The sequence below is a fragment of the Paenirhodobacter hankyongi genome (assembly GCF_003664585.1).
GTDB classification, from domain to species: domain Bacteria; phylum Pseudomonadota; class Alphaproteobacteria; order Rhodobacterales; family Rhodobacteraceae; genus Rhodobacter; species Rhodobacter hankyongi.
In genome coordinates this window covers 20,636-46,569 of the sequence record NZ_RCHI01000015.1, presented here as the reverse complement: position 1 = coordinate 46,569, position 25,934 = coordinate 20,636, and the positions used below count along the sequence as shown (strand labels likewise).

Annotated in this window: 25 protein-coding genes; 11 read left to right on the top strand and 14 right to left on the bottom strand. The window is 67.3% G+C overall.

Translation table 11 applies throughout. The features are described 5' to 3' along the window. Positions 1-97: 97 nt before the first annotated feature. A complete protein-coding gene (locus DYS74_RS14315) occupies positions 98-1,741 on the top strand; it encodes a CTP synthase (protein WP_121534372.1) in 1,644 nt (547 codons plus the stop codon). A gap of 246 nt (positions 1,742-1,987) precedes the next feature. Here DYS74_RS14315 and DYS74_RS14310 read toward each other — a convergent pair whose 3' ends face one another. Beyond that, complete coding sequence (locus DYS74_RS14310) at positions 1,988-2,926, bottom strand: LysR family transcriptional regulator (protein ID WP_121534371.1); 939 nt, start codon at positions 2,924-2,926, stop codon at positions 1,988-1,990. 165 nt (positions 2,927-3,091) lie between these two features. On the opposite strand from DYS74_RS14310, the gene DYS74_RS14305 reads away from it, so the two are divergent. Beyond that, a complete protein-coding gene (locus DYS74_RS14305; protein ID WP_121534370.1) occupies positions 3,092-4,450 on the top strand; it encodes an aminotransferase in 1,359 nt (452 codons plus the stop codon). A gap of 192 nt (positions 4,451-4,642) precedes the next feature. Here the strand turns inward: DYS74_RS14305 and phaR are convergent, their stop codons facing one another. From phaR to phaC, 3 genes are all read right to left on the bottom strand, one after another. Beyond that, positions 4,643-5,206 carry a polyhydroxyalkanoate synthesis repressor PhaR gene (gene phaR / locus DYS74_RS14300; protein ID WP_121534369.1) on the bottom strand — a complete coding sequence of 188 codons (564 nt, stop codon included), beginning with the start codon at positions 5,204-5,206 and terminating at the stop codon, positions 4,643-4,645. Between the two features lie 142 nt (positions 5,207-5,348). Beyond that, positions 5,349-5,804 (bottom strand): phasin family protein, encoded by a 456-nt coding sequence (locus DYS74_RS14295; protein WP_121534368.1) that lies wholly within the window; start codon positions 5,802-5,804, stop codon positions 5,349-5,351. Positions 5,805-5,953: 149 nt separating this feature from the next. Then, positions 5,954-7,747 (bottom strand): class I poly(R)-hydroxyalkanoic acid synthase, encoded by a 1,794-nt coding sequence (gene phaC, locus DYS74_RS14290; protein WP_121534367.1) that lies wholly within the window; start codon positions 7,745-7,747, stop codon positions 5,954-5,956. 104 nt (positions 7,748-7,851) lie between these two features. On the opposite strand from phaC, the gene phaZ reads away from it, so the two are divergent. Beyond that, positions 7,852-9,126 (top strand): polyhydroxyalkanoate depolymerase, encoded by a 1,275-nt coding sequence (gene phaZ / locus DYS74_RS14285; protein ID WP_121534366.1) that lies wholly within the window; start codon positions 7,852-7,854, stop codon positions 9,124-9,126. A 71-nt stretch (positions 9,127-9,197) separates the two neighbouring features. Here phaZ and DYS74_RS14280 read toward each other — a convergent pair whose 3' ends face one another. The 6 genes from DYS74_RS14280 to DYS74_RS14255 all read right to left on the bottom strand — a co-directional run bounded on the left by DYS74_RS14280 (position 9,198) and on the right by DYS74_RS14255 (position 15,365). After that, positions 9,198-10,337: a sodium ion-translocating decarboxylase subunit beta gene (locus tag DYS74_RS14280; RefSeq protein ID WP_121534365.1), complete on the bottom strand. Its 1,140-nt coding sequence runs from the start codon at positions 10,335-10,337 to the stop codon at positions 9,198-9,200. Positions 10,338-10,349: 12 nt separating this feature from the next. After that, positions 10,350-10,736 carry a biotin/lipoyl-containing protein gene (locus tag DYS74_RS14275; RefSeq protein ID WP_121534364.1) on the bottom strand — a complete coding sequence of 129 codons (387 nt, stop codon included), beginning with the start codon at positions 10,734-10,736 and terminating at the stop codon, positions 10,350-10,352. Beyond that, complete coding sequence (locus DYS74_RS14270) at positions 10,733-11,119, bottom strand: hypothetical protein (RefSeq protein WP_121534363.1); 387 nt, start codon at positions 11,117-11,119, stop codon at positions 10,733-10,735. Before DYS74_RS14270 ends, DYS74_RS14275 begins: the two co-directional genes overlap by 4 nt. A gap of 10 nt (positions 11,120-11,129) precedes the next feature. Next, positions 11,130-12,683, bottom strand: coding sequence for an acyl-CoA carboxylase subunit beta (locus DYS74_RS14265; RefSeq protein ID WP_121534362.1), 1,554 nt, complete (start codon positions 12,681-12,683; stop codon positions 11,130-11,132). Positions 12,684-12,912: 229 nt separating this feature from the next. Then, complete coding sequence (locus DYS74_RS14260) at positions 12,913-14,796, bottom strand: TRAP transporter large permease (protein ID WP_121534361.1); 1,884 nt, start codon at positions 14,794-14,796, stop codon at positions 12,913-12,915. Then, a complete protein-coding gene (locus DYS74_RS14255) occupies positions 14,796-15,365 on the bottom strand; it encodes a TRAP transporter small permease subunit (protein WP_121534360.1) in 570 nt (189 codons plus the stop codon). Before DYS74_RS14255 ends, DYS74_RS14260 begins: the two co-directional genes overlap by 1 nt. Positions 15,366-16,100: 735 nt before the next feature. Here DYS74_RS14255 and DYS74_RS14250 point away from each other — a divergent pair. Together DYS74_RS14250 and ilvN are read left to right on the top strand one after the other, a co-directional pair. Then, positions 16,101-17,846, top strand: coding sequence for an acetolactate synthase 3 large subunit (locus tag DYS74_RS14250; protein ID WP_183077546.1), 1,746 nt, complete (start codon positions 16,101-16,103; stop codon positions 17,844-17,846). 80 nt (positions 17,847-17,926) lie between these two features. Further along, entirely contained in the window at positions 17,927-18,487 is a 561-nt protein-coding gene (gene ilvN, locus DYS74_RS14245; RefSeq protein ID WP_121534358.1) for an acetolactate synthase small subunit, read from the top strand. Between the two features lie 18 nt (positions 18,488-18,505). On the opposite strand, the gene DYS74_RS14240 is transcribed toward ilvN, so the two are convergent. From DYS74_RS14240 to DYS74_RS14230, 3 genes are all read right to left on the bottom strand, one after another. Further along, positions 18,506-18,766 (bottom strand): hypothetical protein, encoded by a 261-nt coding sequence (locus tag DYS74_RS14240; RefSeq protein ID WP_121534357.1) that lies wholly within the window; start codon positions 18,764-18,766, stop codon positions 18,506-18,508. Between the two features lie 110 nt (positions 18,767-18,876). Next, a complete protein-coding gene (locus DYS74_RS14235) occupies positions 18,877-19,587 on the bottom strand; it encodes an alpha/beta fold hydrolase (protein WP_121534356.1) in 711 nt (236 codons plus the stop codon). Between the two features lie 108 nt (positions 19,588-19,695). Further along, positions 19,696-20,439: an alpha/beta hydrolase gene (locus tag DYS74_RS14230; protein ID WP_121534355.1), complete on the bottom strand. Its 744-nt coding sequence runs from the start codon at positions 20,437-20,439 to the stop codon at positions 19,696-19,698. A gap of 125 nt (positions 20,440-20,564) precedes the next feature. Between DYS74_RS14230 and DYS74_RS14225 the strand changes: the two genes are divergently transcribed. The 6 genes from DYS74_RS14225 (at position 20,565) to DYS74_RS14200 (ending at position 25,397) form a co-directional block, all read left to right on the top strand. Continuing rightward, on the top strand, positions 20,565-21,260 hold the full coding sequence (locus DYS74_RS14225) for a MotA/TolQ/ExbB proton channel family protein (RefSeq protein WP_121534354.1): 696 nt from the start codon (positions 20,565-20,567) through the stop codon (positions 21,258-21,260). Beyond that, positions 21,260-21,640, top strand: coding sequence for an ExbD/TolR family protein (locus tag DYS74_RS14220; RefSeq protein ID WP_121534353.1), 381 nt, complete (start codon positions 21,260-21,262; stop codon positions 21,638-21,640). The genes DYS74_RS14225 and DYS74_RS14220 overlap by 1 nt, the downstream gene beginning before the upstream one ends. 3 nt (positions 21,641-21,643) lie before the next feature. Beyond that, positions 21,644-22,063 (top strand): biopolymer transporter ExbD, encoded by a 420-nt coding sequence (locus DYS74_RS14215; protein ID WP_121534352.1) that lies wholly within the window; start codon positions 21,644-21,646, stop codon positions 22,061-22,063. 3 nt (positions 22,064-22,066) lie between these two features. Further along, complete coding sequence (locus DYS74_RS14210; RefSeq protein ID WP_121534351.1) at positions 22,067-22,897, top strand: TonB family protein; 831 nt, start codon at positions 22,067-22,069, stop codon at positions 22,895-22,897. A 119-nt stretch (positions 22,898-23,016) separates the two neighbouring features. Beyond that, on the top strand, positions 23,017-24,969 hold the full coding sequence (gene thrS, locus DYS74_RS14205) for a threonine--tRNA ligase (RefSeq protein WP_121534350.1): 1,953 nt from the start codon (positions 23,017-23,019) through the stop codon (positions 24,967-24,969). A 221-nt stretch (positions 24,970-25,190) separates the two neighbouring features. Then, complete coding sequence (locus DYS74_RS14200) at positions 25,191-25,397, top strand: cold-shock protein (protein ID WP_113900742.1); 207 nt, start codon at positions 25,191-25,193, stop codon at positions 25,395-25,397. A 210-nt stretch (positions 25,398-25,607) separates the two neighbouring features. Here DYS74_RS14200 and DYS74_RS14195 read toward each other — a convergent pair whose 3' ends face one another. After that, positions 25,608-25,931: an arsenate reductase family protein gene (locus DYS74_RS14195; protein WP_121534349.1), complete on the bottom strand. Its 324-nt coding sequence runs from the start codon at positions 25,929-25,931 to the stop codon at positions 25,608-25,610. Positions 25,932-25,934 lie beyond the last annotated feature (3 nt).

Here is a 25,934-nt window from a genome sequence, read left to right as displayed (position 1 = left end):
TGCGGGCAGGCCGCGAATCGTGTAGATATTAAGCCCCGTGATCCCGGAGCATCGCTTCGGGATATGAAACAGGTTTTGGCTGATCACGGGGGCTTCCATGGCACGTTACGTCTTCATTACCGGCGGTGTGGTTTCATCGCTCGGCAAGGGCCTTGCCTCCGCGGCACTGGGCGCGCTGCTGCAGGCGCGCGGATTCTCGGTGCGGCTGCGCAAGCTCGATCCCTATCTGAACGTCGACCCGGGCACGATGTCGCCCTTCGAGCATGGCGAGGTCTTCGTCACCGATGACGGCGCCGAGACCGACCTCGACCTCGGCCATTACGAACGCTTCACCGGGGTGAGCGCACGCAAGACCGATTCCGTCTCCTCCGGCCGGATCTATTCGAACGTGCTCGAGAAGGAGCGCAAGGGCGCCTATCTCGGCAAGACGATCCAGGTGATCCCGCACGTCACCAACGAGATCAAGGACTTCATCGCCGTCGGCGACGAGGAGGTCGACTTCATGCTGTGCGAGATCGGCGGCACGGTCGGCGACATCGAGGGCCTGCCCTTCTTCGAGGCGATCCGGCAATTCGCCCAGGAACGGCCGCGCGGGCAGTGCATCTTCATGCACCTCACCCTGCTGCCCTATCTGGCGGCGAGCGGCGAGCTGAAGACGAAGCCGACACAGCATTCGGTGAAGGAGCTGCGCTCGATCGGGCTGCAGCCCGACGTGCTGGTGTGCCGTTCGGAACACCCGATCCCGGACAAGGAACGCGCGAAGATCGCGCTGTTCTGCAACGTGCGGCCCGACTCGGTGATCCCGGCCTATGACCTGAAGTCGATCTACGAGGCGCCGCTCGCCTATCACCGCGTCGGCCTCGATCAGGCGGTGCTTGATGCCTTCGGCATCTCGCCCGCGCCGAAGCCCGACATGAGCCGCTGGGAAGACGTGATGGACCGGCTGACCCATGCCGAGGGCACGGTGAAGGTGGCGATCGTCGGCAAGTATGTGCAGCTCGAGGACGCCTACAAGTCGATCGCCGAGGCACTGACCCATGGCGGCATGGCGAACCGGGTCAAGGTCAAGGCCGAATGGATCGACGCCGAGATCTTCGAGCGCGAAGACCCCGGCCCGCATCTTGAACAGTTCAACGCGATCCTGGTGCCCGGCGGCTTCGGCGAGCGCGGCACCGAGGGCAAGATCCGCGCCGCGCAATATGCGCGCGAGAAGGGCATCCCCTACCTGGGCATCTGCCTGGGCATGCAGATGGCGGTGATCGAGGCGGCGCGCAACCTTGCCGGCGTGACCAACGCGGGCTCGGAGGAATTCGACCACGAGGCCGGCAAGAAGCGCTTCACCCCGGTCGTCTACCACCTGAAGGAATGGGTGCAGGGCAACCACCGGGTCGAGCGCAAGCTCGACGACGACAAGGGCGGCACGATGCGGCTTGGCGCCTATACCGCGATCCTGAAGGAAGGCTCGAAGGTCGCCGAGGTCTATGGCACGACGCAGATCGAGGAACGCCACCGCCACCGCTACGAGGTCGACATCAAGTATCGCGACAAGCTCGAGGCCTGCGGGCTGGTGTTCTCGGGCATGTCGCCCGATGGCCGTCTGCCCGAGATCGTCGAGGTCAAGGATCACCCCTGGTTCATCGGCGTGCAGTTCCACCCGGAACTGAAGTCGAAACCCTTCGCGCCGCATCCGCTTTTCGCCGGGCTGGTGAAGGCCGCCAAGGAACAGAGCCGCCTCGTCTGAGCGGCACAAGACAGCACAGGTTGCGCCCCTGACGGGGCGCCCGAAGGAGGGGGCGCTGCCCCCTCTTTTGCCATTCGGCAAAATTCACCCCCGAGGTATTTCTGGCAAGGAGAAAACAGCGCCGCCCGCGCGGGTTCCTGCCGGATCTCCCGCTCCATTCCGCGTCCATTTGCTCCCAGTATCCCGCAGGTGAGCGCCATGGGCGCACACCCCCCTGCTCCGGTTTCCCCTGCACGGCCTCCGTGTTCAGAGCCCCTCGACCCGCAGCGCGCCCTCAAGCCAGGGCGCCTCGGCCAGTGCCGGGGCAACAATGCGGGCGGCGAGCAAGCCGCGCAGCCGGCCCGCCACCCGCGCCGGCAGGTCCGCCATCGTGCCGGCCCGTGCGCTCAGCACGATCTTGCGTGCGAGCGGGGCGACCGGCAGCGGCGCAAGCGTCACTCCCGCCCGTGCGCCGTGGTGCACGCCCGAGGGGGTCAGGATCGACCAGCCCTGCCCCGCCGCCACCATCGCGAGGATGGCGGGGTAGCTGTCGATTTCGAAGCGATGCGTCGGGGCCGCGTCCTCGCGCGCAAGATGGGCGGCGATCTGGCGGCCCATCAGCGTGCGCGGGCTGTAGTGCAGGAAAGGCAATGTCGCGCCCACATGCCCCTCGGGCCAGACCGCGACGAAGGGTTCGGTCAGGAGCGGCAGCACCGTCAGCCCCTCGCGGCTGCCATCGATCTCGGCCGCAACGGTCATGTCGAGCGCGCGCGCCTCGAGCTGCGCCGCCAGCCGGTGGCTCGGTCCGGTCTCGAGCAGGAAGCGGCAGGAGGTGAGCTCGGCCCCCATGCCGGCCAGCAAAAGCGGCGTCACCTCGGCCTCGAAATCCTCGATCATGCCGAGGCGAAAGCTGCGCAGCCCGGACGGGTCGGCCAACCCCACCCCGGCGCGCCCACGGGCGAGCTCGTCAAGCATCGCCTCGGCATGGGGCAGGAAGGCGCGGCCGGCCTGGGTCAGGGCGAAGGGGCGTGCGCTGCGGTCGACGAGCTCGGCGCCAAGCGCCGCCTCGAGCGCGGCGATCTGCTGGCTGACGGTCGAGGCCGAGACCGCAAGCCGGCGCGCGGCGGCGGTGATCGCCCCTTCCTCGGCCAGAGCCACCAGCACCTCCACCGCCCAGAGGCTGATCCGCTCCCGCTGCCCTGCCATTCGCCGCCTCCTGCACGTCGCGCGCAGAATGCGCGGGCCCTGATCGCTTTGGCAAGCCGCGATGCACGTCCTGCGTGCATTCTGCCCCGGGGGAGCGGCGGCGCGCCCCATTGACGCCGGCCGCGGCGCGGATAGCCTGTGGCCGGATCGCGAAAGGAGAGCAACATGCGTGACAACAGCTGGGAGTCGAAGGCCGACGAATTCTCGCTCTACGGCTTTACCGACCTGCCCTCGGTGCACGAGCGCGGCACGGTCGTGGTGACGCACGGCAAGGGCCCCTACATCTACGACACCCATGGGCGGCAGTATCTCGATGCCAATTCGGGGCTGTGGAACATGGTCGCGGGCTTTGACCACCCCGGGCTGATCAAGGCGGCGCAGGACCAGTATGCGCGCTTTCCGGGCTATCACGCCTTCTTCGGCCGGATGTCGGACCAGACCGTGATGCTGAGCGAGAAGCTCGTCGAGGTCTCGCCCTTCGCAAGCGGCAAGGTATTCTACACCAACTCGGGTTCCGAGGCGAATGACACCATGGTCAAGATCCTGTGGTTCCTGCATGGCGCCGAGGGCAAGCCGCAGAAACGCAAGATCCTGACCCGGATCAACTCCTATCACGGCGTCACCGCGGTCTCGGCCTCGATGACCGGCAAGCCCTACAATTCGGTCTTCGGCCTGCCGCTGCCGGGCTTTTTGCATCTGGGCTGCCCGCATTACTGGCGTTTCGGCCGCCCGGGCGAGACCGAGGAGCAGTTCACCGCACGCCTTGCGGCCGAGCTCGAGGCGACGATCATCACCGAAGGCGCCGACACCATCGCCGGCTTCTTCGCCGAGCCGGTGATGGGCGCGGGCGGGGTGATTCCGCCCTCGAAGGGCTATTTCCAGGCAGTGGCGCCGATCCTGAAGAAATACGGCATCCCGCTGATTGCCGACGAGGTGATCTGCGGCTTCGGGCGCACCGGCGCGACCTGGGGCAGCGAGACCTATGACTTCATGCCCGACGCGATCATCTCCTCGAAGAACCTGACCGCGGGCTATTTCCCGATGGGCGCGGTTATTCTCGGGCCGGACCTCGCGAACCGGGTGCAGGCGGCATCGGAGGCGATCGAGGAGTTTCCGCACGGCTTCACCGCCTCGGGCCATCCGGTCGGCTGCGCGATCGCGCTGAAGGCGATCGACGTGATCATGAACGAGGGGCTGGCCGACAACGTCAAGCGGCTGTCGGGCCGGATGGAGGCGGGGCTCGCGCAGATCGCGCAGAACCCGAACATCGGCGAGCTGCGCGGCGTGGGCTACATGTGGGCGCTCGAGGCGGTGGCCGACCGCGCCACCAAGACCCTGTTCGACGGCAAGCTGAGCGTGTCGGAGCGGATCGCCAACACCTGCACCGACATGGGGCTGATCTGCCGCCCGCTCGGTCAGTCGATCGTGCTCTGCCCGCCGTTCATCCTGACCGAGGCGCAGATGGACGAGATGTTCGACAAACTCGACAAGGCGTTGAGGAAGGTCTTCGCCGAAGTCGCCTGACGTCGACCGGGTCAGAGGGGGCGCTGCCCCCTCGGCCCTGCCGGGCCTCACCCCCGAGGTATTTCCGGCAAGGAGAAAACCGGAGGGCTTTTCGCGGCGAGGCCTTTTCCTGGCACAAAGTCTCCGGGGGAATGACGAAGGGGGCCGCGAGGCCCCCTTTGGCATTGGGGCAGCGCCCCCTCCCGGTCGGGATCAGAGTTTCGACAGCTTCGATTGCAGGTCCGCGAGCTGTTTCTTGATCGTGCTGAGTTCCTCGCGGTCCTTCGCGGCGTCGCTTGCTGCGGTCTCGTCGTCAGGCCCCGTCGAACCGGCGGTGCTCCAGCCCGCCATCATCGACTTCAGGAACGCCTGCTGCTGACGCTGCAGCGCCTCGAAACCGGGCATCGAGGCCATCGGATTCGGGAAGGACGAGAAGTTCTCCATCATCTTCGACTGCCCCTCGCGCAGCATCTCGAAGGAGGCGGCGAGGAATTGCGGCACCACCGACTGCGCCGAAGTGGTATAGCTGCGCACGAGATCGGTCAGCACATCGACCGGCAGCACGTTCTCGCCGCGGCTCTCGTGCTCGGCGATGATCTGCAGCAGGTATTGCCGGGTCAGGTCGTCGCCGGTCTTCAGATCGACGATCTGCACCTCGCGCCCCTCGCGGATGAAGCTCGCGATGTCCTCGAGCGTGACATAGTCGCTGGTCTCGGTGTTGTAGAGCCTGCGGCTGGCATAGCGCTTGATCAGCAAGGGCTTTGCATCTTCGGCCATCGTGTCCTCCCGGGCGTCTTCCTGCATTGCAGCAAGATTATTCGGTGCCCGGGCAAAAGCAACAAAAGAAAAGGGCAGGCCAAGGCCTGCCCTTTAGGTCCGGTCCCGGCTGGGAGGAGGAAGCCGGGCGCGGGAGGTTCTCTTACTTCGTGGCCGCGGCCGTGGTGGCCTTCTTCGCGGCGGCGGTCACTTCCTCGGTGGCTTTCTTCACCGCGGCGGTCGCATCTTCCGAGAAGTCCTTGCCGGCAGCCAGCATCAGCTCGACGGTTTCCATCTGCACCTTCTTCGCGATCTCGGCGAAGGCGGCGAGGTTTTCGGCGGCCATTTCGGCCGAGGCCGAAGCGAAGTCGCTCATCGCCTTGGCGTATTCCGCGGGCTCTTCCTTCGACTTGGCGAGCGAGCCGACCTTGGCGAGCGTATCCTTGGCCCACTTGGAGGTGACTTCGGTCGACTTCTCGGCGGCGTCGAGGGCAACCTTCGCCATCTTCTCACCGAGCGCAGCCTGCGCCTTGAAGGTGTCCTGGAATTTGGTCGCGTCGATCGGCATCGACGACATCATGTCCTGCATGATCTTGGTGAAGTCCTGGGTCTTGGCCATTTTCTTGCTCCGATCTGCGGGCCCGGGTGTGGGATGGGCGAGGGCCCCTTCGCTTACGGACAGTTATAAATGCTGCGGCGCAGCATTTCAAGAGAAATATGCTGCGCCGCAGAAAATTTTCAACCTTTGGGAGAGCCGGCGCTGCCCGATCAGGCAGTCACCACCTCGCTCACATAGGTGCCGGGAGCCGGGCACAGTTCGGGGTGCTTCGCATCGCCCGGAACCCGTGCCGCGACCATCGCGCCCGAGCGTTCGGCCAGCCACGCGCCCCAGGTCGGCCACCAGCTGCCCTCGTGATAGGTCGCCTTCGCCTTCCACTCGTTCGGGTCCTCGATCGGCGCCTCGGAGGTGTAATGGCCGTATTTCTTCTTCGTCGGCGGGTTCACCACCCCGGCGACATGGCCCGATTCCGACAGGATGAAGGTCTTGTCGGCCGATCCCATCTGCGCCATGCCGTTGAACGAGGCGATCCAGGGCGCGATGTGGTCGGTCTCGCAGGCGAGCGCGCAGAGCGGCACCTTGACCTCGGAGATCTTCACCGTCTCGCCCAGAAGCGGGAAGCCCTTGGTGGTGAAGCGGTCCTCCTGGCACAGCCCGCGCAGATACTCGACCGCCATCCGCCCGGGCAGATTCGTCGAATCACCGTTCCAGTAGAGCAGGTCGAAGGCCGGCGGCGCCTCGCCCATCATGTAGGAGCGGATCGCCGGCGCATAGATCAGGTCGTTCGCGCGCAGGAAGGAGAAGGTGCGCTGCATGAAGCTTGCGGCCAGCACGCCCTGATGCTTGATCAGATGCTCGATGCCGCCGACGAAATCGTCCTGCAGATAGGCGGTGAATTCGCCCTGGTCCGAGAAGTCGGTCAGCGTGGTCAGGAAGGTGGCCGAGTTGATCGACTTGTCCTTGCGCTTTTCGAGCAGGGCAAGCGTCAGGCTCAGCGTGGTGCCGGCGATGCAATAGCCGACCGCGTTCACCTTCTTCTCGCCGGTGATCTCCTTCACCTGCTCGATCGCGGTCAGATAGCCCTCGCTCACATAGGTGTCCATGCCGACATCGGCATAGCTTGCGTCGGGGTTCTTCCAGCTGACCACGAACAGGGTGAAGCCCTGGTCGACGATCCAGCGAATGAGCGAATTCGCCGGCTTCAGGTCGAGGATGTAGAACTTGTTGATCCACGGCGGGAAGATGATCAGCGGCGTGCGGTGCACCTTCTCGGTGGTCGGCTTGTACTGGATCAGCTCGAACATCCGGTTGCGGAACACCACCGAGCCCTCGGCGGTGCCGATGTTCTTGCCGACCGCGAAGGCGTTCTTGTCGGAGAGCGTGACGATCAGCTCGCCCTTGTTCTCCTCGACGTCGCGCACCAGGTTCTCGAGCCCCTGCACGAGGCTCGCCCCCTCGGTCGCCACCGCCTTTTCCAGCGCGTCGGGATTGGTGGCGAGGAAGTTCGTCGGCGCCATCATGTCGACGATCTGCTTGGTGAAATAGGTCAGCCGGCGGCGGTCGACCGGATCGAGCCCCTCGATGCGCTCGACCGCATCCTCCATCGCCTTCGCCGAGATCAGATACTGCTGCTTGACGAAGTTGAAATAGGGGTGGGTGTCCCACAGCGGGTTGGTGAAGCGGCGGTCCTTCGGGCCCGGATCGGGCGGCGCCTTGAACGCGCCCTGCGCGAGCGCATGCGTCGCCTCGACGTAATGCTTCATCGCCTGGCCCCAGTAGTTCACCTGGGCCTCGAGAATCTTCGAGGGATTCTCGGCCAGCTCCTTGAGCAAGGCCGCGCTGGTGTTCAGGTAAAGGTCGAGGCCGGGCCCGTCGATCGCCGGATTCGGCGGGCGCTTCTTCGCCAGGGCATCAACCAGGCGTTGAGTCAGGGCTTCGATCTTCGCGAGATTATCCTTCATTTGCTGCGATGCAGCAACGGGGACCTCGTCTCTTGTTGTCATAACGATCAATCCTCCCTAATCTAATCAAGGGGAGCATAACGTCGCCTTCGGGGAAGCGTAAAGCGGCGTTTTGAGGGATTTTTCACTCGGACGAGGGCGTTACGATGAAGGGCATGATGAGCTACGACCTGATGGAGACCATCAGGAACACGAACGAGTGGATGGGTGCTTCGGCGCGCGCCATGGCCTCCTACCCGGTCTGGGGTCTGACGCCGCATCCGATGTTCAAACTGCTCTCGGCCTGGGGCCGGGTGACCGAGCGCAGCTTTGCGCGCATGGTGATCAAGCCCGACTGGGGGATCCGCTCGATCCCCGGCGCCGATGGCCGCGACCACACCGTCGAGGTCGAGACCCTGCTCGACAAGCCCTTCGGGTCGCTCGTGCATTTCAAGGTGCAGGGCCGCGCGCCGATGGCGCGCCGCGTGCTCCTCGTTGCCCCGATGTCGGGCCATTATGCGACTCTCCTCCGCTCCACGGTGGCGAGCCTGCTGCCCGACTGTGAAGTCTACGTGACGGACTGGCACAACGCCCGCGACATTCCGGTGAGCGAGGGCAAGTTCGACATCGAGGATTACACCCTCTACCTCGTCGATTTCATGCGCTTCCTCGGATCCGACATCAACGTCATCGCGGTGTGCCAGCCGGCGCCGCTGACGCTGGCCGCGACCGCCTATCTGGCCGAGGCCGACCCCGCCGCGCAGCCGCGCACGCTGACCCTGATCGGCGGCCCGATCGACCCCGACGCCGCCGCCACCGAGGTCACCGATTTCGGCCGCCGCGTCACCATGGGCCAGCTCGAGCAGCTGGTGATCCAGCGCGTCGGCTTCAAGTACAAGGGCGCGGGGCGGATGGTCTATCCCGGGCTGATGCAGCTCGCCTCCTTCATCTCGATGAACATGGAAAAGCACGCCGACGCCTTCCAGAAGAAGATCGTCGCCGAGGCCAAGGGCGAGGGCAGCGAGCGCGACCACCACAACGTCTTTTATGACGAATACCTCTCGGTGATGGACATGACGGCCGAGTTCTATCTCTCGACCGTCGAGCGCATCTTCAAGGGGCTCGAGATCGCGCAGAACCGCTTCACCATCGAGGGCAAGCGCGTCGACATCGGCAAGATCACCTCGGTCGCGGTGCACACCGTCGAGGGCGGGCATGACGACATCTCGGCGCCCGGGCAATGTGTTGCGGCGCTGAAACTGCTCACCGGTCTGCCCGAGGCGAAGAAGGCCCAGCATCTCGAGCCGGGTGCGGGCCATTACGGGATCTTCGCGGGCTCGAGCTGGCGCAAGAACATCCGCCCGCTGATCCTCGAGTTCATCGACGCGAATGCCCCCGAGGCACCGAAGGGCAGCCGCAAGCCGCCGGTCCGCGCGGCCTGACCCCCTGCCCCGTCCGGAAACGAAAACGCGCCCCTTTGGGGCGCGTTTTGCATTTCCGCGGGCGATCCGGATCAGCCGCCGAACCAGGCGATGAAATAGCCTGCGACCACCGCCGTGCCGATCACGCCCGCCACGTTCGGCCCCATCGCGTGCATCAACAGATAGTTGTTCGGGTCGGCGCGCTGCCCCTCGTTGTGGCTCACCCGCGCCGCCATCGGCACCGCCGAGACCCCCGCCGAGCCGATCAGCGGGTTGATCTTGTTGGTCGTCGAGAACAGATTCATCAACTTCGCCATCAGCACCCCCGCCGCCGTCGACACGCCAAAGGCCACGACACCAAGCGCCAGGATCTTCAGCGTCGAGGGCTCGAGGAAGCGCTCGCCGGTCATGGTGATGCCGACCGAGGTGCCGAGCAGGATGGTGGTGACGTTGATCACCTCGTTCTGCGCCGCCTTGGTCAGCCGCTCGGTCACCAGGCTCTCGCGCAGGAAGTTGCCGAGCATCAGCATCCCGATCAGCGCCGAGGCGGCCGGCACCAGCAGGATCACCACCACCGTCACCAGCCCGGCGAAGATCAGCTTCTCCAGCCGCGACACCTGGCGCAGCGATTTCATCCGGATCTTGCGCTCGGCCTCGGTGGTCAACGCGCGCATGATCGGCGGCTGGATCATCGGCACCAGCGCCATGTAGCTGTAGGCCGCGACCGCGATCGGCGCGAGCAGATGCGGCGCCAGCTTGTTCGCGAGGAAGATCGAGGTCGGACCGTCCGCCCCGCCGATGATGCCGATTGCCGAGGCCTCCTGCGGCGTGAAGCCGATCAGCGTCGCCCCGAAGAAGGTGGCGAAGACGCCGAACTGTGCCGCAGCCCCCAGCAGCAAGGTGCGCGGGTTGGCGATCAGCGGGCCGAAATCGGTCAGCGCACCGACGCCGAGGAAGATCAGCGGCGGGAAGATCTCGAGCTTCACCCCCATCGAGATGTAGTAGTAAAGCCCCCCCGCCTCGCCGTTCACCGGCGCGTTCACCAGCCCCTCGGTCGGCAGGTTGGCCAGAAGCGCGCCGAAGGCGATCGGGATCAGCAGCAGCGGTTCGAACTGGCGCCAGACCGCAAGGTAGAAAAGCACCGCGACGACGCCCCACATCACCACCATCTGCCAGGTGACGTCGGGGATCGCAGTGAGCGACCAGAGCTGTTCGAGCTTCGAGCCCTCCATCTCGGTCTCCCGTCAGGCCAGGGTGACGAGGATCTGCCCCTCGGTCACGGTGGCACCGGGGGCGACGTTCACCGCGCTCACCGTGCCGGCCTGCGGCGCGCCGATATTGGTGTTCATCTTCATCGCCTCGAGGACGAGCAGAAGATCGCCCGCGGCGACGGTCTGGCCGACCGAGACGGCGATGCTGACCACGGTGCCGGCAAGCGGGCTGGGCACAGCCCCGGGCCCGGCCGGGGCCGCGGGCGCCGCGGCCACGGGCGCGGCCACCGGCTTCGGGGCGGCGGCGGGTCGGGACGCGGTGACGGGGGCAGCCGGTGCCGGCGCGGCGGCGGCCGCGTCCAGCTCTTCGACCGTCACCTCATAGGCGATGCCTTCGACAGTGATCCGCAAGCGTTTCATGGCTGATGTCCTCTCAGGATGTCGGGGGTTTCGCCGCCGAGCGTGGGCCGCGTCGGGCCCCAGTCGGTGCGGATGCGATGCGCGGTGAAGGTCTCGATCCGGCCTTCCATCGGCCAGCCCTCGACCTTGTGGCCGGGCGCCGCGACGCGGGTGATGCGCACCCCGGCCCCCAGCGTCTCGGCCACCGCCGCGGCAATCGCGACGAGGTGATGGGGCGGCACGCCCGGCGCCACGACGGGTGCGGGCGCCGGGGCGGCGGGTTTCGGCGCGGCGGCCGCGCGGATGAAGGCGAGGCTGACCAGCGCACTCATCCCCCACAGGGCCGCCAGCACCAGCATCACCACCGCGAATCCCGTGCCGATCAGTTCAAGATTGTCCAGCATGGCCAATTCCTTACAGCGGGATGTTGCCGTGCTTTTTCGGCGGCCGCGTCTCACGTTTCGACATCAGCCCGCGCAGAGCCAACGCCACGGCCGAACGCGTCTGGCGCGGCGGGATCACGTCCGACACGAAGAGCATCCCGGCCGAGAGATAGGGCGAGGCGAATTCCGCGCGGTATTCGTCGGCCAGCTCCTTGGCCTTGGCGCGCTTGTCCTCGGCCTCGGCCAGCTCCTTGCGGTAGAGGATGTTCACCGCCCCTTCCGCCCCCATCACCGCGATCTCGGCCGAGGGCCAGGCAAGGACCCGATCCGCCCCCATGTCCTGGCTGCACATCGCGATATAGGCGCCGCCATAGGCCTTGCGCATGATCACCGTGATCTTCGGCACCGTCGAGGAGGCATAGGAGAACAGCATCTTCGCGCCGTGGCGGATGATGCCGCGCCGTTCCTCGTGCACGCCGGGCAGGAATCCCGGCACATCGACCAGCGTCACCAGCGGGATGTTGAAGATGTTGCAGAACCGCACGAAACGCGCCGCCTTGTCCGAGGCGTCGATGTCGAGCGCCCCAGCCTTCACCATCGGCTGGTTCGCGACGAAGCCCACGACGATGCCGCCGATCCGGCCGAAGCCGATGACGATATTCGCGGCGAATTCCGCCATCACCTCGAGGAAATCGCCCTCGTCCGCGAGCCGCTCGATCACCTTGCGGCAGTCGAAGGGCGCCTTCGGGTCCTCGGGCACCAGATCGTCGAGCACCGGGTCGTCGGCGATCGCCAGCTCGGGCTCGATCCGGTGCGGCGGGTCCATCATGTTGTTCGAGGGCAGGAAGGACAGCAGCCGATGCACCAGCGCCACGGCATGGGCGTCATCCTCGGCGATGAAATGGATGTTGCCGGCAACCGAGGCCTGCACCTCGGCCGAGCCGATCTCGTCCATGCTGGTGGCCTGGCCGGTGACGGCGCGGATCACCTCGGGGCCGCAGATGAACATCTGCGCGTGTTCACGGGTCATGATGGTGAAATCGGTCAGCGCCGGCGAATAGGCGGCGCCGCCCGCGCAGGGCCCGGCGATGACCGAGATCTGCGGCACCACGCCCGAGAGCTGGACATTGCGGTAGAACACCTGGCCATAGGCCGAGAGCGCGCCGACCCCTTCCTGGATCCGCGCCCCGCCCGAATCGTTGAAGCCGATGATCGGCACCCCGGCCTTGCCGGCGTGATCGAGGGTGTGACAGATCTTCTTCGCGTGGATCTCGCCCAGCGAGCCGCCCGAGACGGTGAAGTCCTGGCTGAAGGCGGCGACGGGCCGGCCATCGACGAAGCCCGTGCCGGTGATCACGCCATCGCCCGGGATCTCGCGCGTTTCCATGCCGAAGTGGCGAGTGTTGTGGCGCGCGTGCAGGCCGAACTCCTGAAAGGTGCCCGGCGAGAACAGCGCCTCGAGCCGCTCGCGCGCGGTCATCCGCCCCTCGGCGTGGCGATCCTCGGCCTTCTTCTTGCCACCTCCTGCCAGCGCAACCGCGCGCCGCCGTTCCAACTCGTCCGCAAGTGCCTTGGAAATCGCCATGTTGAAACCGTCTTTGTCTCTGGCCGCACCGGGTCGGCGCGGCATCTGCCGAAGGGGACTGTTCGCGCCCAGACTGGCCGCGCCCCCTGCCCCGTGCAAGAGCTTGCCCCGAAGCGCGCGCCAGATAAAGGGTTGACGGCACGAATCTTGTGCAACCGCAGCGAGAATGTCGCGGCACTGCGGCGGGTCCCCGAAACGAAAGCGGCGGCCCGAAGGCCGCCGCGTGGTCTCAGTTTCCGGTGATCGGGGCGCCACCGAGGCCCATCGGGGCCGGCACGCCCGAGCTTGCGCCCTCCTGCGGGGCCGGAGCCGGGGTTGCCGGCGCCGCGCCGCCAAGGCCGGGCGGCGGGCCGCCCAGCGTCGGCGTGCCCAGCGTCAGGCCACCGCCCGGGGCCGATCCCGGCGCCGCTCCCGGTGCGCCGATCGGCGGCAGGCCAAGCCCGCCCGGCGCGGGAATGCCGCCCGGGGCCGCACCCGGCGCGCCGAGGCCGCCAAGCCCCGGCATCGTCGGCAGCGTGTAGCTGACGTTCGAGGTATCGACCGGCTTGCCCTTGTAGTGCATCACCATCCCCGGGAAGGCCACGACGATCCCGATCATCGCGATCTGGATGGCGACGAAGGGCACCGCGCCCCAGTAGATCTGCGAGGTCTTCACCGCCTCGATCTTCCGCCCGGTCAGCTTGTCGACATAGGCCTCCTTCGGCGCCACCGAGCGCAGGAAGAACAGCGCGAAGCCGAAGGGCGGGTGCATGAAGGAGGTCTGCATGTTCACGCCGAGGATCACGCCGAACCAGATCAGGTCGATCCCCATCGCGTCGGCGGCCGGCGCCAGCAGCGGCACGATGATGAAGGCAAGCTCGAAGAAGTCGAGGAAGAAGGCGAGGAAGAAGACCAGCAGCGAGACGACGACGAGGAAGCCCAGCTCGCCGCCCGGCAGCGAGGTCAGCAGATGCTCGACCCACAGATGCCCGTTCACCCCGTAGAAGGTGAGCGAGAACACCCGCGCGCCCAGAAGGATGAACATCACGAAGGCCGAGAGCCGGGTGGTGGCGGCCAGCGCGTCGCGCACCACCGGGAAGGTCAGCCGGCTCTTCACCGCCGACAGCAGCAGCGCACCGACGGCCCCCATGGCGCCGCCTTCGGTCGGCGTCGCGATGCCGAGGAAGATGGTGCCGAGCACGAGGAAGATCAGCGCGAGCGGCGGGATCAGCACGATCACCACCTGCTGCGCCAGCCGGCTCATCATGTTGATCTTCAGCCCCTTGTCGAGCAGAGCGAGCACATAGACCACGATCACCGCAACGGTCGCGGCCAGCATCTCGGCATTGGCGGCATTGGAGCCGGTGTCGAGCCAGCGGAAGGTGCCGTAGAAGACCGCAGCGCCAAGCGCGAGCGCGACGACGAGCGAGGTCACCCCCGAGCCGAGCGTGCGCGCCTCTTTCGGCAGCGCCGGCATCGACTGCGGGCGGATGATCGACATCACCGCCACATAGCCGATGTAGATCGCCGTCAGCACGAGCGAGGGGATCAGCGCGCCCTTGTACATGTCGCCCACCGAGCGGCCGAGCTGGTCGGCGAGCACGATCAGCACGAGCGAGGGCGGGATGATCTGGGCCAGCGTGCCCGAGGCCGCGATCACGCCCGAGGCGAGGCGCCGGTCATAGCCATAGCGCAGCATGATCGGCAGCGAGATCAGCCCCATCGCGATCACCGAGGCGGCGACGACGCCGGTGGTGGCGGCGAGCAGCGCGCCGACGATGATCACCGCATAGGCCAGACCGCCGCGGATCGGGCCGAAGAGCTGGCCGATGGTGTCGAGCAGGTCCTCGGCCATGCCGGATTTCTCGAGCACGATCCCCATGAAGGTGAAGAAGGGAATAGCCAGCAATGTGTCATTGCTGAGCACCCCCCAGAACCGCTCCGGCATCGCGTTCAGAAGCGGCCAGCTGAGGTTGATCGAGCCCCCCGACAGCGGCGCGAGCTCGACCCCGATGATGAAGAACAAAAGCCCGTTCGCGGCGAGCGAGAAGGCCACCGGATAGCCGAGCAGCAGGAAGAAGATCAGCGAGACGAACATGATCGGCGCCATGTTCTGGGCGATGAGCTCCATCATCAGAGCGCCTCCTCCTGCTCGATCGCATCATGGCCGTGATGGCCGGTCGCGGGGAAGGGATCGGCCAGATCGCCGCGGATCACCGCGATCTTCTTGATGATCTCGGAAATCCCCTGCGCGAACATCTGCGCGAAGCCGAACAGCAACAGCGCCTTCGCCGGCCACAGGATCAGCCCGCCGGCGTTGGTCGAGACCTCGCCCGAGATATAGGCGCGCATGACGTAGGGATAGAGCAGATAGATCATCAGCGTGACCATCGGCATCAGGAAGAAGACGTGGCCGAAAAGGTCGATCCAGTGCTGCACGCGGCGCGACCAGGCGCCGTAGAGAATGTCGATGCGGATGTGCTCGTTCTGCTTCAGCGTATAGGCGGCAGCGAACAGGAAGGCCGCGCCATAGAGATACCATTGCAGCTCGAGCCAGGCATTCGACGATACGTTGAAGACCTTGCGAACGGTCGCGTTGACCGCGCTGACCAGAACCGCGATCAGGATGAGCCACGACACGGATTTGCCGATGAACTCGTTGATGCGGTCGATCAGACGTGAAAGGGCCAGCAAAGCGCCCATCTCATCCTCCCCTTCCCTTTTTGCGCCCCCAGATCCGGGGCTTGCGATTTCCTTGGACGGGTTCTGGCCACAGGTCAAGAAATTTGGCCGATCTGGTCGTGTTTCCTGACCAGTTTGCCCTGGCATGCACAGAGTCGTCCGACAAGGGGTGCCGTTAACATTATCTTGCGCGAGAGGAAAGCTGGACGGAAGATCCGGGAAGCCGATCCCGGCATTTTCGCAACCCTTCCCCGGCTGCCCGCCGCGCGCCCATCGGAGCGCGCCCCGAGCGCGCCTGCGTCCCCGGGGCGGCCGCCCGCGCGCGGCCCCGGGCCGCGCCCGGTCCCTCGGCCCCGCCGCCAACGCCCGCCAGAGGCGCCTTCCGCGCCCCCGACTCACCGTTGCCGGTGCGCGAAATTGTCCCGGTGCCCCGCAGCCCTCCGCGCAACACCCCGGGAATTTTCGCTTTATTGCCCACAGATCGCCAGATTGCGCAATTTTCGCAACGTTCGGAACGCCGGCGCGACACTTTCTTTGCGGATTTCCCGTTGACGCCCCGTTCCGGCCCCCCTAATGTCCGCCCCAACGCAATGGAAAGGATCAGCGATGCTCTCGCTTCTTATCGTCGTAGGGGACACGCGCATGGGCCGGTGACGGTTTGACCATGATGGTTCCCATGCGCCCTCGCCAGCAAAGCGGGGGCTTTTTGTTGCGAAACGGGTTGGGGGCAGCGCGCCCCGGTGAATGGAGAGAAAGATGTCACGGCAGATGACCGGCGCGGAAATGGTGGTGCAGGCGCTGAAGGATCAGGGGGTCGACACGATCTTCGGCTACCCGGGCGGCGCCGTCCTTCCGATCTATGACGCGATCTTCCAGCAAAACGACATCCGTCACATCCTGGTCCGCCACGAGCAGGCTGCGGTGCACATGGCCGAGGGCTATGCCCGCTCGACTGGCAAGCCGGGCTGCGTGCTGGTGACCTCGGGTCCGGGCGCGACGAATGCGGTGACCGGGCTCACCGACGCGCTGATGGACAGCATCCCGCTTGTCGTCTTCTCGGGCCAGGTGCCAACCTTCATGATCGGCACCGACGGCTTCCAGGAGGCCGACACCGTGGGCATCACCCGCCCCTGCACCAAGCACAACTGGCTGGTGAAGGACGCCGACAAGCTGGCCGAGGTGATCCATCAGGCCTTCCACGTGGCGACCTCGGGCCGCCCGGGCCCGGTGCTGATCGACCTGCCGAAGGACGTGCAGTTCGCCACCGGCACCTATACCGGACCGAAACAGGCCAATGTCGCCAATTACCAGCCCAAGGTGAAAGGCGATATCGAGGCGATCACCAAGCTCGTCGAGCTGATGGAGACCGCGGCGCGGCCGATCTTCTACACCGGCGGCGGGGTGATCAACTCGGGGCCGGCGGCAAGCCAGCTGATGTGCGAGCTGGTCGATGCGACGGGCTTCCCGATCACCTCGACGCTGATGGGGCTTGGCGCCTATCCGGCTTCGGGCAAAAACTGGCTCGGGATGCTCGGCATGCACGGTCTCTACGAGGCCAACCTCGCGATGCATGACTGCGACCTGATGATCAACCTCGGCGCCCGTTTCGACGACCGCATCACCGGCCGCGTCTCGGACTTCTCGCCGAAGTCGACCAAGGTGCATGTCGATATCGACGCCTCCTCGATCAACAAGATCGTGCGTGTCGACCTGCCGATCATCGGCGATGTCGGCCATGTGCTCGAGGATGTGCTGAAGGTGTGGAAGGCGCGCGGGCGCAAGGTGAACCGCGAGGGGCTGGCGAAATGGTGGGGCCGGATCGAGGAGTGGAAGAAGGTCCGCTGCCTCGCCTATGCGGGCTCCGAGACCGTCATCAAGCCGCAATACGCGCTCGAGCGGCTCGAGGCGCTGACCAAGGGCCGCGACCGCTACATCACCACCGAAGTGGGCCAGCACCAGATGTGGGCGGCGCAGTTCCTGCATTTCGACGCGCCGAACCGCTGGATGACCTCGGGCGGGCTCGGCACCATGGGCTATGGCTTCCCGGCCTCGATCGGGGTGCAGATCGCGCATCCGGACGCGCTCGTCATCAACGTCGCCGGCGAGGCGAGCTGGCTGATGAACATGCAGGAAATGGGCACCTGCTCGCAGTTCCGCGTGCCGGTGAAGCAGTTCATCCTGAACAACGAGCGGCTCGGCATGGTGCGGCAATGGCAGGACCTGCTGCACGGCGGGCGCTATTCGCAGAGCTGGTCGGAAAGCCTGCCCGACTTCACCAAGCTGGCCGAGGCCTTCGGCTGGAAGGGCATCGTCTGCTCGGATCCGAAGGATCTCGATGACGCGATCATGGAGATGCTCGAACATGACGGGCCGGTGCTGTTCGACTGCCTGGTCGAGAAGCACGAGAATTGCTTCCCGATGATCCCCTCGGGAAAGCCGCACAACGAGATGCTGCTTGCGGCCGATGCCGAGGCCTTCGCGTCGGGTGCGGCGCTGGTGTGACGCGAGGCCGGGGGCCCTGCCCCCGGACCCCCGAGGTATTTCGGGCAAGATGAAAGCAATTCTGCAAGAGGAGAGAGGCAATGGCCGCTCTGAACATCAAGAAGGGCGCGACCTCGCATTCCGCCTATGACCTGCGCGACACCCACTCGGAGGTCGAAAGCTCGCACACGCTTGCGGTGATCGTCGACAACGAGGCGGGCGTGCTCGCGCGCGTGATCGGCCTGTTCTCGGGGCGCGGCTACAACATCGACAGCCTCACCGTGGCCGAGATCGACCACAAGGGGCACCGGTCGCGCATCACCATCGTGACGCGCGGCACGATGGCGGTGGTCGACCAGATCAAGGCGCAGCTTGGCCGCATCGTGCCGGTGCATGAGGTGATCGACCTGACCATCGAGGCGCAGCCGGTCGAGCGGGAACTGGCCCTGTTCAAGGTGCAGGGCACCGGCGAAAAGCGGGTCGAGGCGCTGCGTCTGGCCGATATCTTCCGCGCCAACGTGGTCGACAGCACGCTCGAGAGCTTCGTCTTCGAGGTCACCGGCACGCCCGAGAAGATCGACGCCTTCGCCGAGCTGATGCGGCCGCTGGGCCTGGTCGATGTGGCGCGCACCGGCGTGGCCGCGCTGTCGCGCGGGATCTGAACGACAGCGGCGGCGGCCTCAGCGGCCGCCGTCGGGCATTGCGAGGCCGGCCACGGCGCGTTCCGCGATGCGGCCGAGCGCGCTGCTGTGATGCGCCTCGGAGATGCGCCGCAGCAGATGCACCTCACATTCGAGGAGTGAAAATGCGGCCCGGGCGACGCAAAGCGCGCCCGCATTCGCCGAGCAGCCGCTGACCAGAACCGGGCCGCGGCGGCGTGCCTTCCAGATCCCAATCCGTTCCCTGCCGCTGCGCGCGACGCAGAGCTCAATCCCTTTCATCAATCATCCTCCCTGCCGGAGCCAAAATCGGCACCGGCGCTGCCAAGGGCAGCTCTCCCCTAGGGGCGATGTTAGCGCATGTCATCGGGTTTCGAAACATCAACTTGCCCTCAGCGCAACAGCAGTGGCGCGTCGAGCCAGTCGCGCAGCGCCCGGGTGACCTCGAGCGGGCGCTCGAGCGGGCTCAGATGCCCCGCGGCGGGGATCAGCCGGAACGCGGCATGCGGCATCAGCTCGGCCAGGAACTCGTGCCGGCGCGGCGGACAGATCGTGTCGTGCTCGCCGCAGATCAGCATTGCCCGGACGCGGGTATTGCGCAGCGCGCGCTGCTGGTCGGGGCGGCGCATCAGGGCGCGGCTTTGCCGGGCGAACCCCTCGGGGCCGAAGGCGTCGGCCATCTCGAGCAGCAGCGCCTGCACCGCCTCGCGCCCCTCGCCGGGGGCAAGCGCGGTGGCGGGGATCTCCTCGAGCACCATCTCGTCGAGGCGTCCGGCGCGGGCCTTGACGATGCGCTGTTCGCGCATCGCGGCGGCCTGCGGGCTTTCGGAAAGCGGCGAGACGTCGATCAGCGCGATCTCGGCCACCCGGTCGGGGGCGCGGCGCAGGATCTCCATCGCCACGAGCCCGCCGAGCCAGTGCCCGACGAGCGAGAAGCGCGGCGGCAGCGTCGCGAGCACCGTCTCGGCCATCTCCTCGACCGAGGCGCCCAGCAGCGGCGCCGCAATCACCGTGCGATCGGCCGAGAAATCGAGGATCTGATGCCAGAACAGCCTTGCGTCACACAAGAATCCCGGAAGGAAGACCAGCGGGTCTGCCGTCATGCCTGCTCACCTCTGCCTGTGGCGCCTGTGGCGCTCTTTGCGCCAGTGTGCCCCGGATCGGTGGCCGGGGAAACCCCATGCACGGCACGGCGGGCAAGGTTCCGCGGATCACAGGCGCGACAGCACCTCGCCCACCGTCGCCTCGATCAGGCGCAGATCGTCCGGGTCGGAGAAGCGGTGATCGGTGCCCTTGACCAGCGTCAGGCGGATATCGGCGCCCTCGGCATGTTCGAACAGCCGCAGCGCCACCGACACCGGCACCGCGGTATCGGCCGTGCCCTGCAGGAAACGCGCCGGAAGGGCGAGCCGCAGCGGATCGCGCAGTACCAGCCGGCCGCGCGCCTCCTCGATCAGGCGGCGGGTGATGCGATAGGGCGCGCCGTATTCCGAGGGCAGATCGACGTAGCCCTGCGCCTCGAGTTCCGCGGCCTGCGCAGGGGTGAAGGCGGCGACATAGCCGTCCTCGGTGAAATCGGGGGCGCCGGCGATGGTGACGAGCCCGGCCACCAGATCGGGGCAGTCGCGGGCCAGCAGAAGCGCCAGCCAGCCGCCCATCGACGAGCCCACCACCACCTGCGGCCCGGCGCACAGCGCACGAATCGCAGCGCGGGCATCTTCGAACCAGTCGCCGATCGCGCCCTCCTCGAAGACACCGCCCGAGGCGCCGTGCCCCGACACGTCGAGCCGCAGGAAGGCGCGCCCCTGCGCCTGCGCCCAGGCCTCGAGCGCCAGCGCCTTGACCCCCTCCATGTCGGATTTCAGCCCGTGCAGGAAGACGATGCCCGGCCCCTCGCCGGCCGAGCGGTTATAGGCGATGCGGCGCCCCTCGGGCGTGGTGATGAAATCGGTCATGGTCTGCCTCCGGTCGCGGCCACCCTAGCGGCGCGCGGTCGCAGGCTCAAGCCGCGCCCCGCCCGGGCATCGACAAACGCCGCGCGCGCCCCTATCCCTGCTGGCAAAGGCGAAGGAGCGGGCGGATGGAAACGGGAACGGCACAGGGGCTGTCGGTGATGGCGGGGGCCGAGCGGCTGCGCGGCATGCTGGACCTTGGCGGGCCGGCGATGTGGGCGATCGCCGCACTCTCGGTCGCGACGGTGGCGCTGATCCTGTGGAAGATCTGGCGGCTGATTGCCTTTGGCGCCTGGTCGGGCGGGGCGCAAAGCGCGGCCGCCGTCGCGCTGTGGCGGCAGGGCGAGCGGGCGACGGCGCTGGCGATGCTGTCGGGCCGGCGCAGCCTGCGCGCACGGCTCGCCCGCTCGGCGATGACCACGGCGGGCGATCCAGCCATGGGCGACACCGAGGCGCGCGAGGAGACCGCACGCGAGGCCCGTGCGCTGCTGGCGCAAGCTCAGTCCGGGCTGCGCGGGCTGGAGCTGGCGGCGACGATCGGGCCGCTTCTGGGCCTGCTCGGCACGGTGACGGGCATGATCGGCGCGTTTCAGGCGTTGCAGGAGGCCGGCAGCCACGCCGACCCGGCAACGCTTGCAGGCGGCATCTGGGAGGCGCTGCTGACCACCGCCGCCGGCATGACTGTCGCGATTCCGGCCCAGGTCGCGCTGACCTGGTTCGAGTCGGTGATCGACCGGCTGCGCCACGACATGGAAGACCTTGCGACCCGGATCTTCGTCGCCGCCGGCCGCTCGGGCGCCGACCATCCCGGGGATGCCGGCTGATGTTCGCCTTCGGCGCAAGACGCCCGCGCCGGCGCCCCGACCTGACGCCGATGATCGACGTGGTCTTTCTGCTGCTGGTCTTCTTCATGCTGGCTTCGCGCTTCAACACCGAAACCGCGCTGCCCCTTGTCGCGGCCACCGGCACCGGTGGCGACTGGCAGGGCCCGCCGCGGCTGGTCGAGGTCGGCCCCGCGGGGGCGGTGACGCTCAATGGCATCGCGACGCCGCTTGCGGGGCTCGGCGCCGCGCTTGCGCCCCTGACCACCGGGCCCGACGACCCGGTGGTGCTGCGCCCGCGCGCGGCCGGGGTGCAGGATCTGGTGACGGTGATGGACGCGCTGCGGGGCGCGGGCTTCACCCGGCTGATCGTGGTGGAGTGAGCGATGGATTTCTCGCCCCCGCCGCGCCGGCCGCCAAATGTCACGCTGCTGCCGATGATCAACGTCGTCTTCCTGCTGCTGATCTTCTTCCTGCTGGCGGCGAAGATCGCCCCGCCCGAGCCCTTCGCGACCGACCCGCCCGAGGCGCGGGCGGCCGAGGAGGCGGCAGGCGAGTTCACCCTGTTCCTCGGGGCAGACGGGCAGCTTGGCTTTCAGGAGGCGACGGGCGACGCCGCCGCGGTGCTGCCGGCCCTCGCCTCGGCCCGCGCGGCCTTCTGTGACCGGACCGATTGCGCCACGGTGCCGCCTCGGCTGTCGCTGCGCGCCGACCGCGCCGCGCCGGCCGAGGCGCTGGCCGCGCTTCTGCCGCAGTTCGGTGCGCTTGGCTTTGCGCGCGTCGACCTGATCGCGACGGGGAGCTGAGCGATGCGCGCCCGCCCCGCCCTCGAAGCCCTGACGTGCCTCGCGCTTGCGCTCGGGCTGCATCTGGCGGTCTTCGGGATCGGGCTGCCCGAAGGCGGCGCGCCCTCGGCGGGGGACGGCGGTGACGCGATGATCACCCTTGCCGCGGCCGATGCCGACCTTCAGGCGCTCGTCGACAGCTGGGAGCGGGTTGAGGTTCCCGAACCCGAACTGACCCTGCCGCCGAGCCCGCCCACGATCGAGGCACCGCCCGAGATCGCCCTGCCCGAGCTGGCCACCGCGCCGCCCCTGCCGGCAGCGCCGAAGGCCCCTGCCCCGGCCGCCGCCGCCCCCGACAGCCCCCCCGCACCGCAGGCGGACCCGGCCCCGCCCAAACCCACCGCAAAACCCGCGCCGAAGCAAAACCGCCGCGAGCCGGCCGAGACCCCGCGCAAGCCGGGCGGCGCCACCGCCTCGGTCGCCGGGCAGCGTGCCGCGGGCAGCGGCGGGCGCGGCGCGCAGGGCGTGAACGGCAGCGCCGACGTGCCCTCGCTGACCGAGGGCGTGATCCGCTCGGCCCGCGCCGAATGGGGCGCCGCGATCCGCGCCCGGATCGAACGGCAGAAGCGCTACCCCACTGCCGCGGGGCGCGCGCAGGGCCGGGTGACGGTGCTCCTGACGGTGACGCGGGCGGGGGAACTTGCCGCGGCGCGCATCGCCACGGGCTCGGGCAGCGCCGCGCTCGATGCCGCGGCACTCGACGCCGTGCGCCGCGCCGGCCGCTTCCCGCCCGCCCCCGCCTCGCTGACCGAGCCAAGCTACAGCTTCACCCTGCCGATCAGCTTCCGCCGCTGAGCCGCCCCCGGCGCCGCGCCGCGGCATGTTGACTTGCCCCGGCTTCGGGCGCATACCCGCGCGATCATAACCCGCAACCGGGCGCTCCGTGGGCGCCAAACCGACGAGGAGGACCAACCGTGTCCCAGTCTCAGATCACCCTCACCTTTCCCGATGGCAGCAAGCGCGAATTCGCGGCCGGCGTGACCGCGGGCGAGGTTGCCGCCTCGATCTCGAAATCGCTCGCCAAGGCGGCGATCTCGGCGCAGGTGAACGGCGCGCATTTCGACCTGCAATGGCCGATCGACGCCGATGCCCGGATCTCGATCAACACGATGAAGGATCAGGTGCCGGCGCTGGAACTGATCCGCCATGACCTCGCCCATATCATGGCCCGCGCCGTGCAGGAGATCTGGCCGGATGTGAAGGTCACGATCGGGCCGGTGCGCGATTACGGCTGGTTCTACGACTTCGACCGGGCCGAACCCTTCACCCCCGAGGACCTGGGCGCGATCGAGGCGAAGATGAAGCAGATCATCAACGCCCGCGAACCCGTGCGCACCGAGGTCTGGTCGCGCGAGGCGGCGATCCAGCACTATGTGGAGACCGGCGAGCCCTACAAGGTCGAGCTGGTGAACCGCATCCCCGAGGGCGAGAACATCCGCATGTACTGGCACGGCGACTGGCAGGACCTGTGCCGCGGCCCGCATCTGCAGTCGACCGGCCAGGTGCCCGCCGACGCCTTCAAGCTGACCCATGTCGCCGGCGCCTACTGGCTGGGCGACAGCACGCGGCCGATGCTGCAGCGCATCTATGGCATCGCCTTCCGCACCCGCGATGACCTGAAGGCGCACATGACCATGCTCGAGGAGGCCGCGAAACGCGACCACCGCAAGCTCGGCAAGGAGATGGACCTGTTCCACATGCAGGAAGAGGCGCCCGGTCAGGTGTTCTGGCACCCGAACGGCTGGTCGATCTACACCACGCTGCAGGACTACATGCGCCGCCGCCAGCGCAAGGACGGCTATGTCGAGGTGAACACGCCGCAGGTGGTGAACCGGAACCTGTGGGAAAAATCGGGCCACTGGGCGAACTACCGCGAGAACATGTTCATCGTCGAGGTCGACGAGGAAGGCGCGAAGGAAAAGGTCGTCAACGCGCTCAAGCCGATGAACTGCCCCTGCCACGTGCAGATCTTCAACCATGGCATCAAGTCCTATCGTGACCTGCCGCTGCGTCTGGCCGAATTCGGGTCCTGCGCCCGCTACGAGCCCTCGGGCGCGCTGCACGGCATCATGCGCGTGCGCGGCTTCACCCAGGACGACGCGCATATCTTCTGCATGGAAGACCAGATCGAGGCCGAGACGAAGAAGTTCATCGACTTCCTCGCGCAGGTCTATTCCGACCTCGGCTTCACCAACTGGCGCATCAAGCTGTCGACCCGCCCCGAGAAGCGCATCGGCAGCGAGGAAAGCTGGGACCACGCCGAGGCGTCGCTTGGCAATGCCTGCAAGGCGGCGGGCTATGACTTCGAGATCCAGGAGGGCGAAGGCGCCTTCTACGGGCCGAAGCTCGAATTCGTGCTGACCGACGCGATCGGCCGCGACTGGCAATGCGGCACGCTGCAGGTCGACCCGAACCTGCCCGAACGGCTGGATGCGAGCTACATCGGCGTCGACGGCGCGAAGCACCGCCCGATCATGCTGCATCGCGCCTGCCTCGGCTCGTTCGAGCGCTTCATCGGCATCCTGATCGAAAGCCACGCCGGCAAGCTGCCGCTGTGGCTGGCGCCTCGGCAGGTCGTCGTCGCCTCGATCGTCTCGGATGCCGACGATTACGTCGAGGAGGTCGCCGCGAAGCTCATCGAGGCCGGCATCCGCGCCGAATGCGACACCCGCAACGAGAAGATCAACTACAAGGTGCGCGAGCATTCGCTTGGCAAGGTGCCCTACATCTTCGCGATCGGGATGAAGGAGGTCGAGGAGCGCACCGTTTCCGTGCGCCATCTGGGCGAGACCCGGACCGAGACCGTGGGCCTTGACGAGATCGTCGCGCGGCTCACCGCCGAGGCCCTGGCCCCCGACCTGCGCTGAACGCTCGCGAAACAGGCAGTGCCGGATTTTCATGCCACAAGGTGCAGGGCTTCGGCCCTCACCTTTTTTTTCGTTGATTTTTTGTCCGCCTGTGGCAGGTTTTCTTACGCGTGACCGCAGACTTTCTACCGCTCCCTTCTCGGGGCAGCCGGACGACCTGAAAGACCTGGCTGCACGGCCCGGCGCAATATCGCACCGGGAACACTGATAGGAGATACGGTATGGCCACTGGCACCGTGAAATGGTTCAACACCACCAAGGGTTATGGTTTCATCGCCCCCGATGGTGGCGGCAAGGACGTCTTCGTCCACATCTCGGCTGTCGAGCGCGCTGGCCTCAAGTCCCTGGCCGACAACCAGAAAGTCAGCTTCGAGATGATCTCGGGCCGCGACGGCCGGTCCTCGGCTGGCGATCTGAAGCTGCTCTGATCACGTCGCCCCGTGCCCGGTCCGTGACGGCCGGCCCGGGGCAAGACGCACCGGATAACCGACCCGATTCGGGCAGCCCCTGCCCGGATCTTTCCTTTCGGAAGAGCGCCGGCAAGGCGGTGCACGACTCGCCCGCAAGGACCAAACACCCCCGCCCCGCCCCTTGGAATCACGCCTCCGGAGTCGGATTTTCGTGATGCGGCCCCGGCGTCAAAGCCAGGCGGCCTGTTCGGCCGTGCCCCAGCCCAGCGTCATCTTCGCACCGTCACGGATCACCGGACGCTTCATCAGCGTCGGATGCTCGGCCAGAAGCTCGGCCGCGGGGCGGGCCCGCTCGGCCTCGCTCAGCCCCCGCCAGGTGGTCGAGGAGCGGTTCACCAGCTTCTCGCCAAAGGCCGCCAGGAAGGTGTCGATCTCGGCCGCGCTCAGCGGCGTGACGCGCACGTCGCGGAACGCGACCTCGCGCCCGGCAGCGTCGAGCGCCTTCAGCGCCTTCTTCACCGTGTCACAGCTCTTGATGCCGTAAAGCTCCATCGC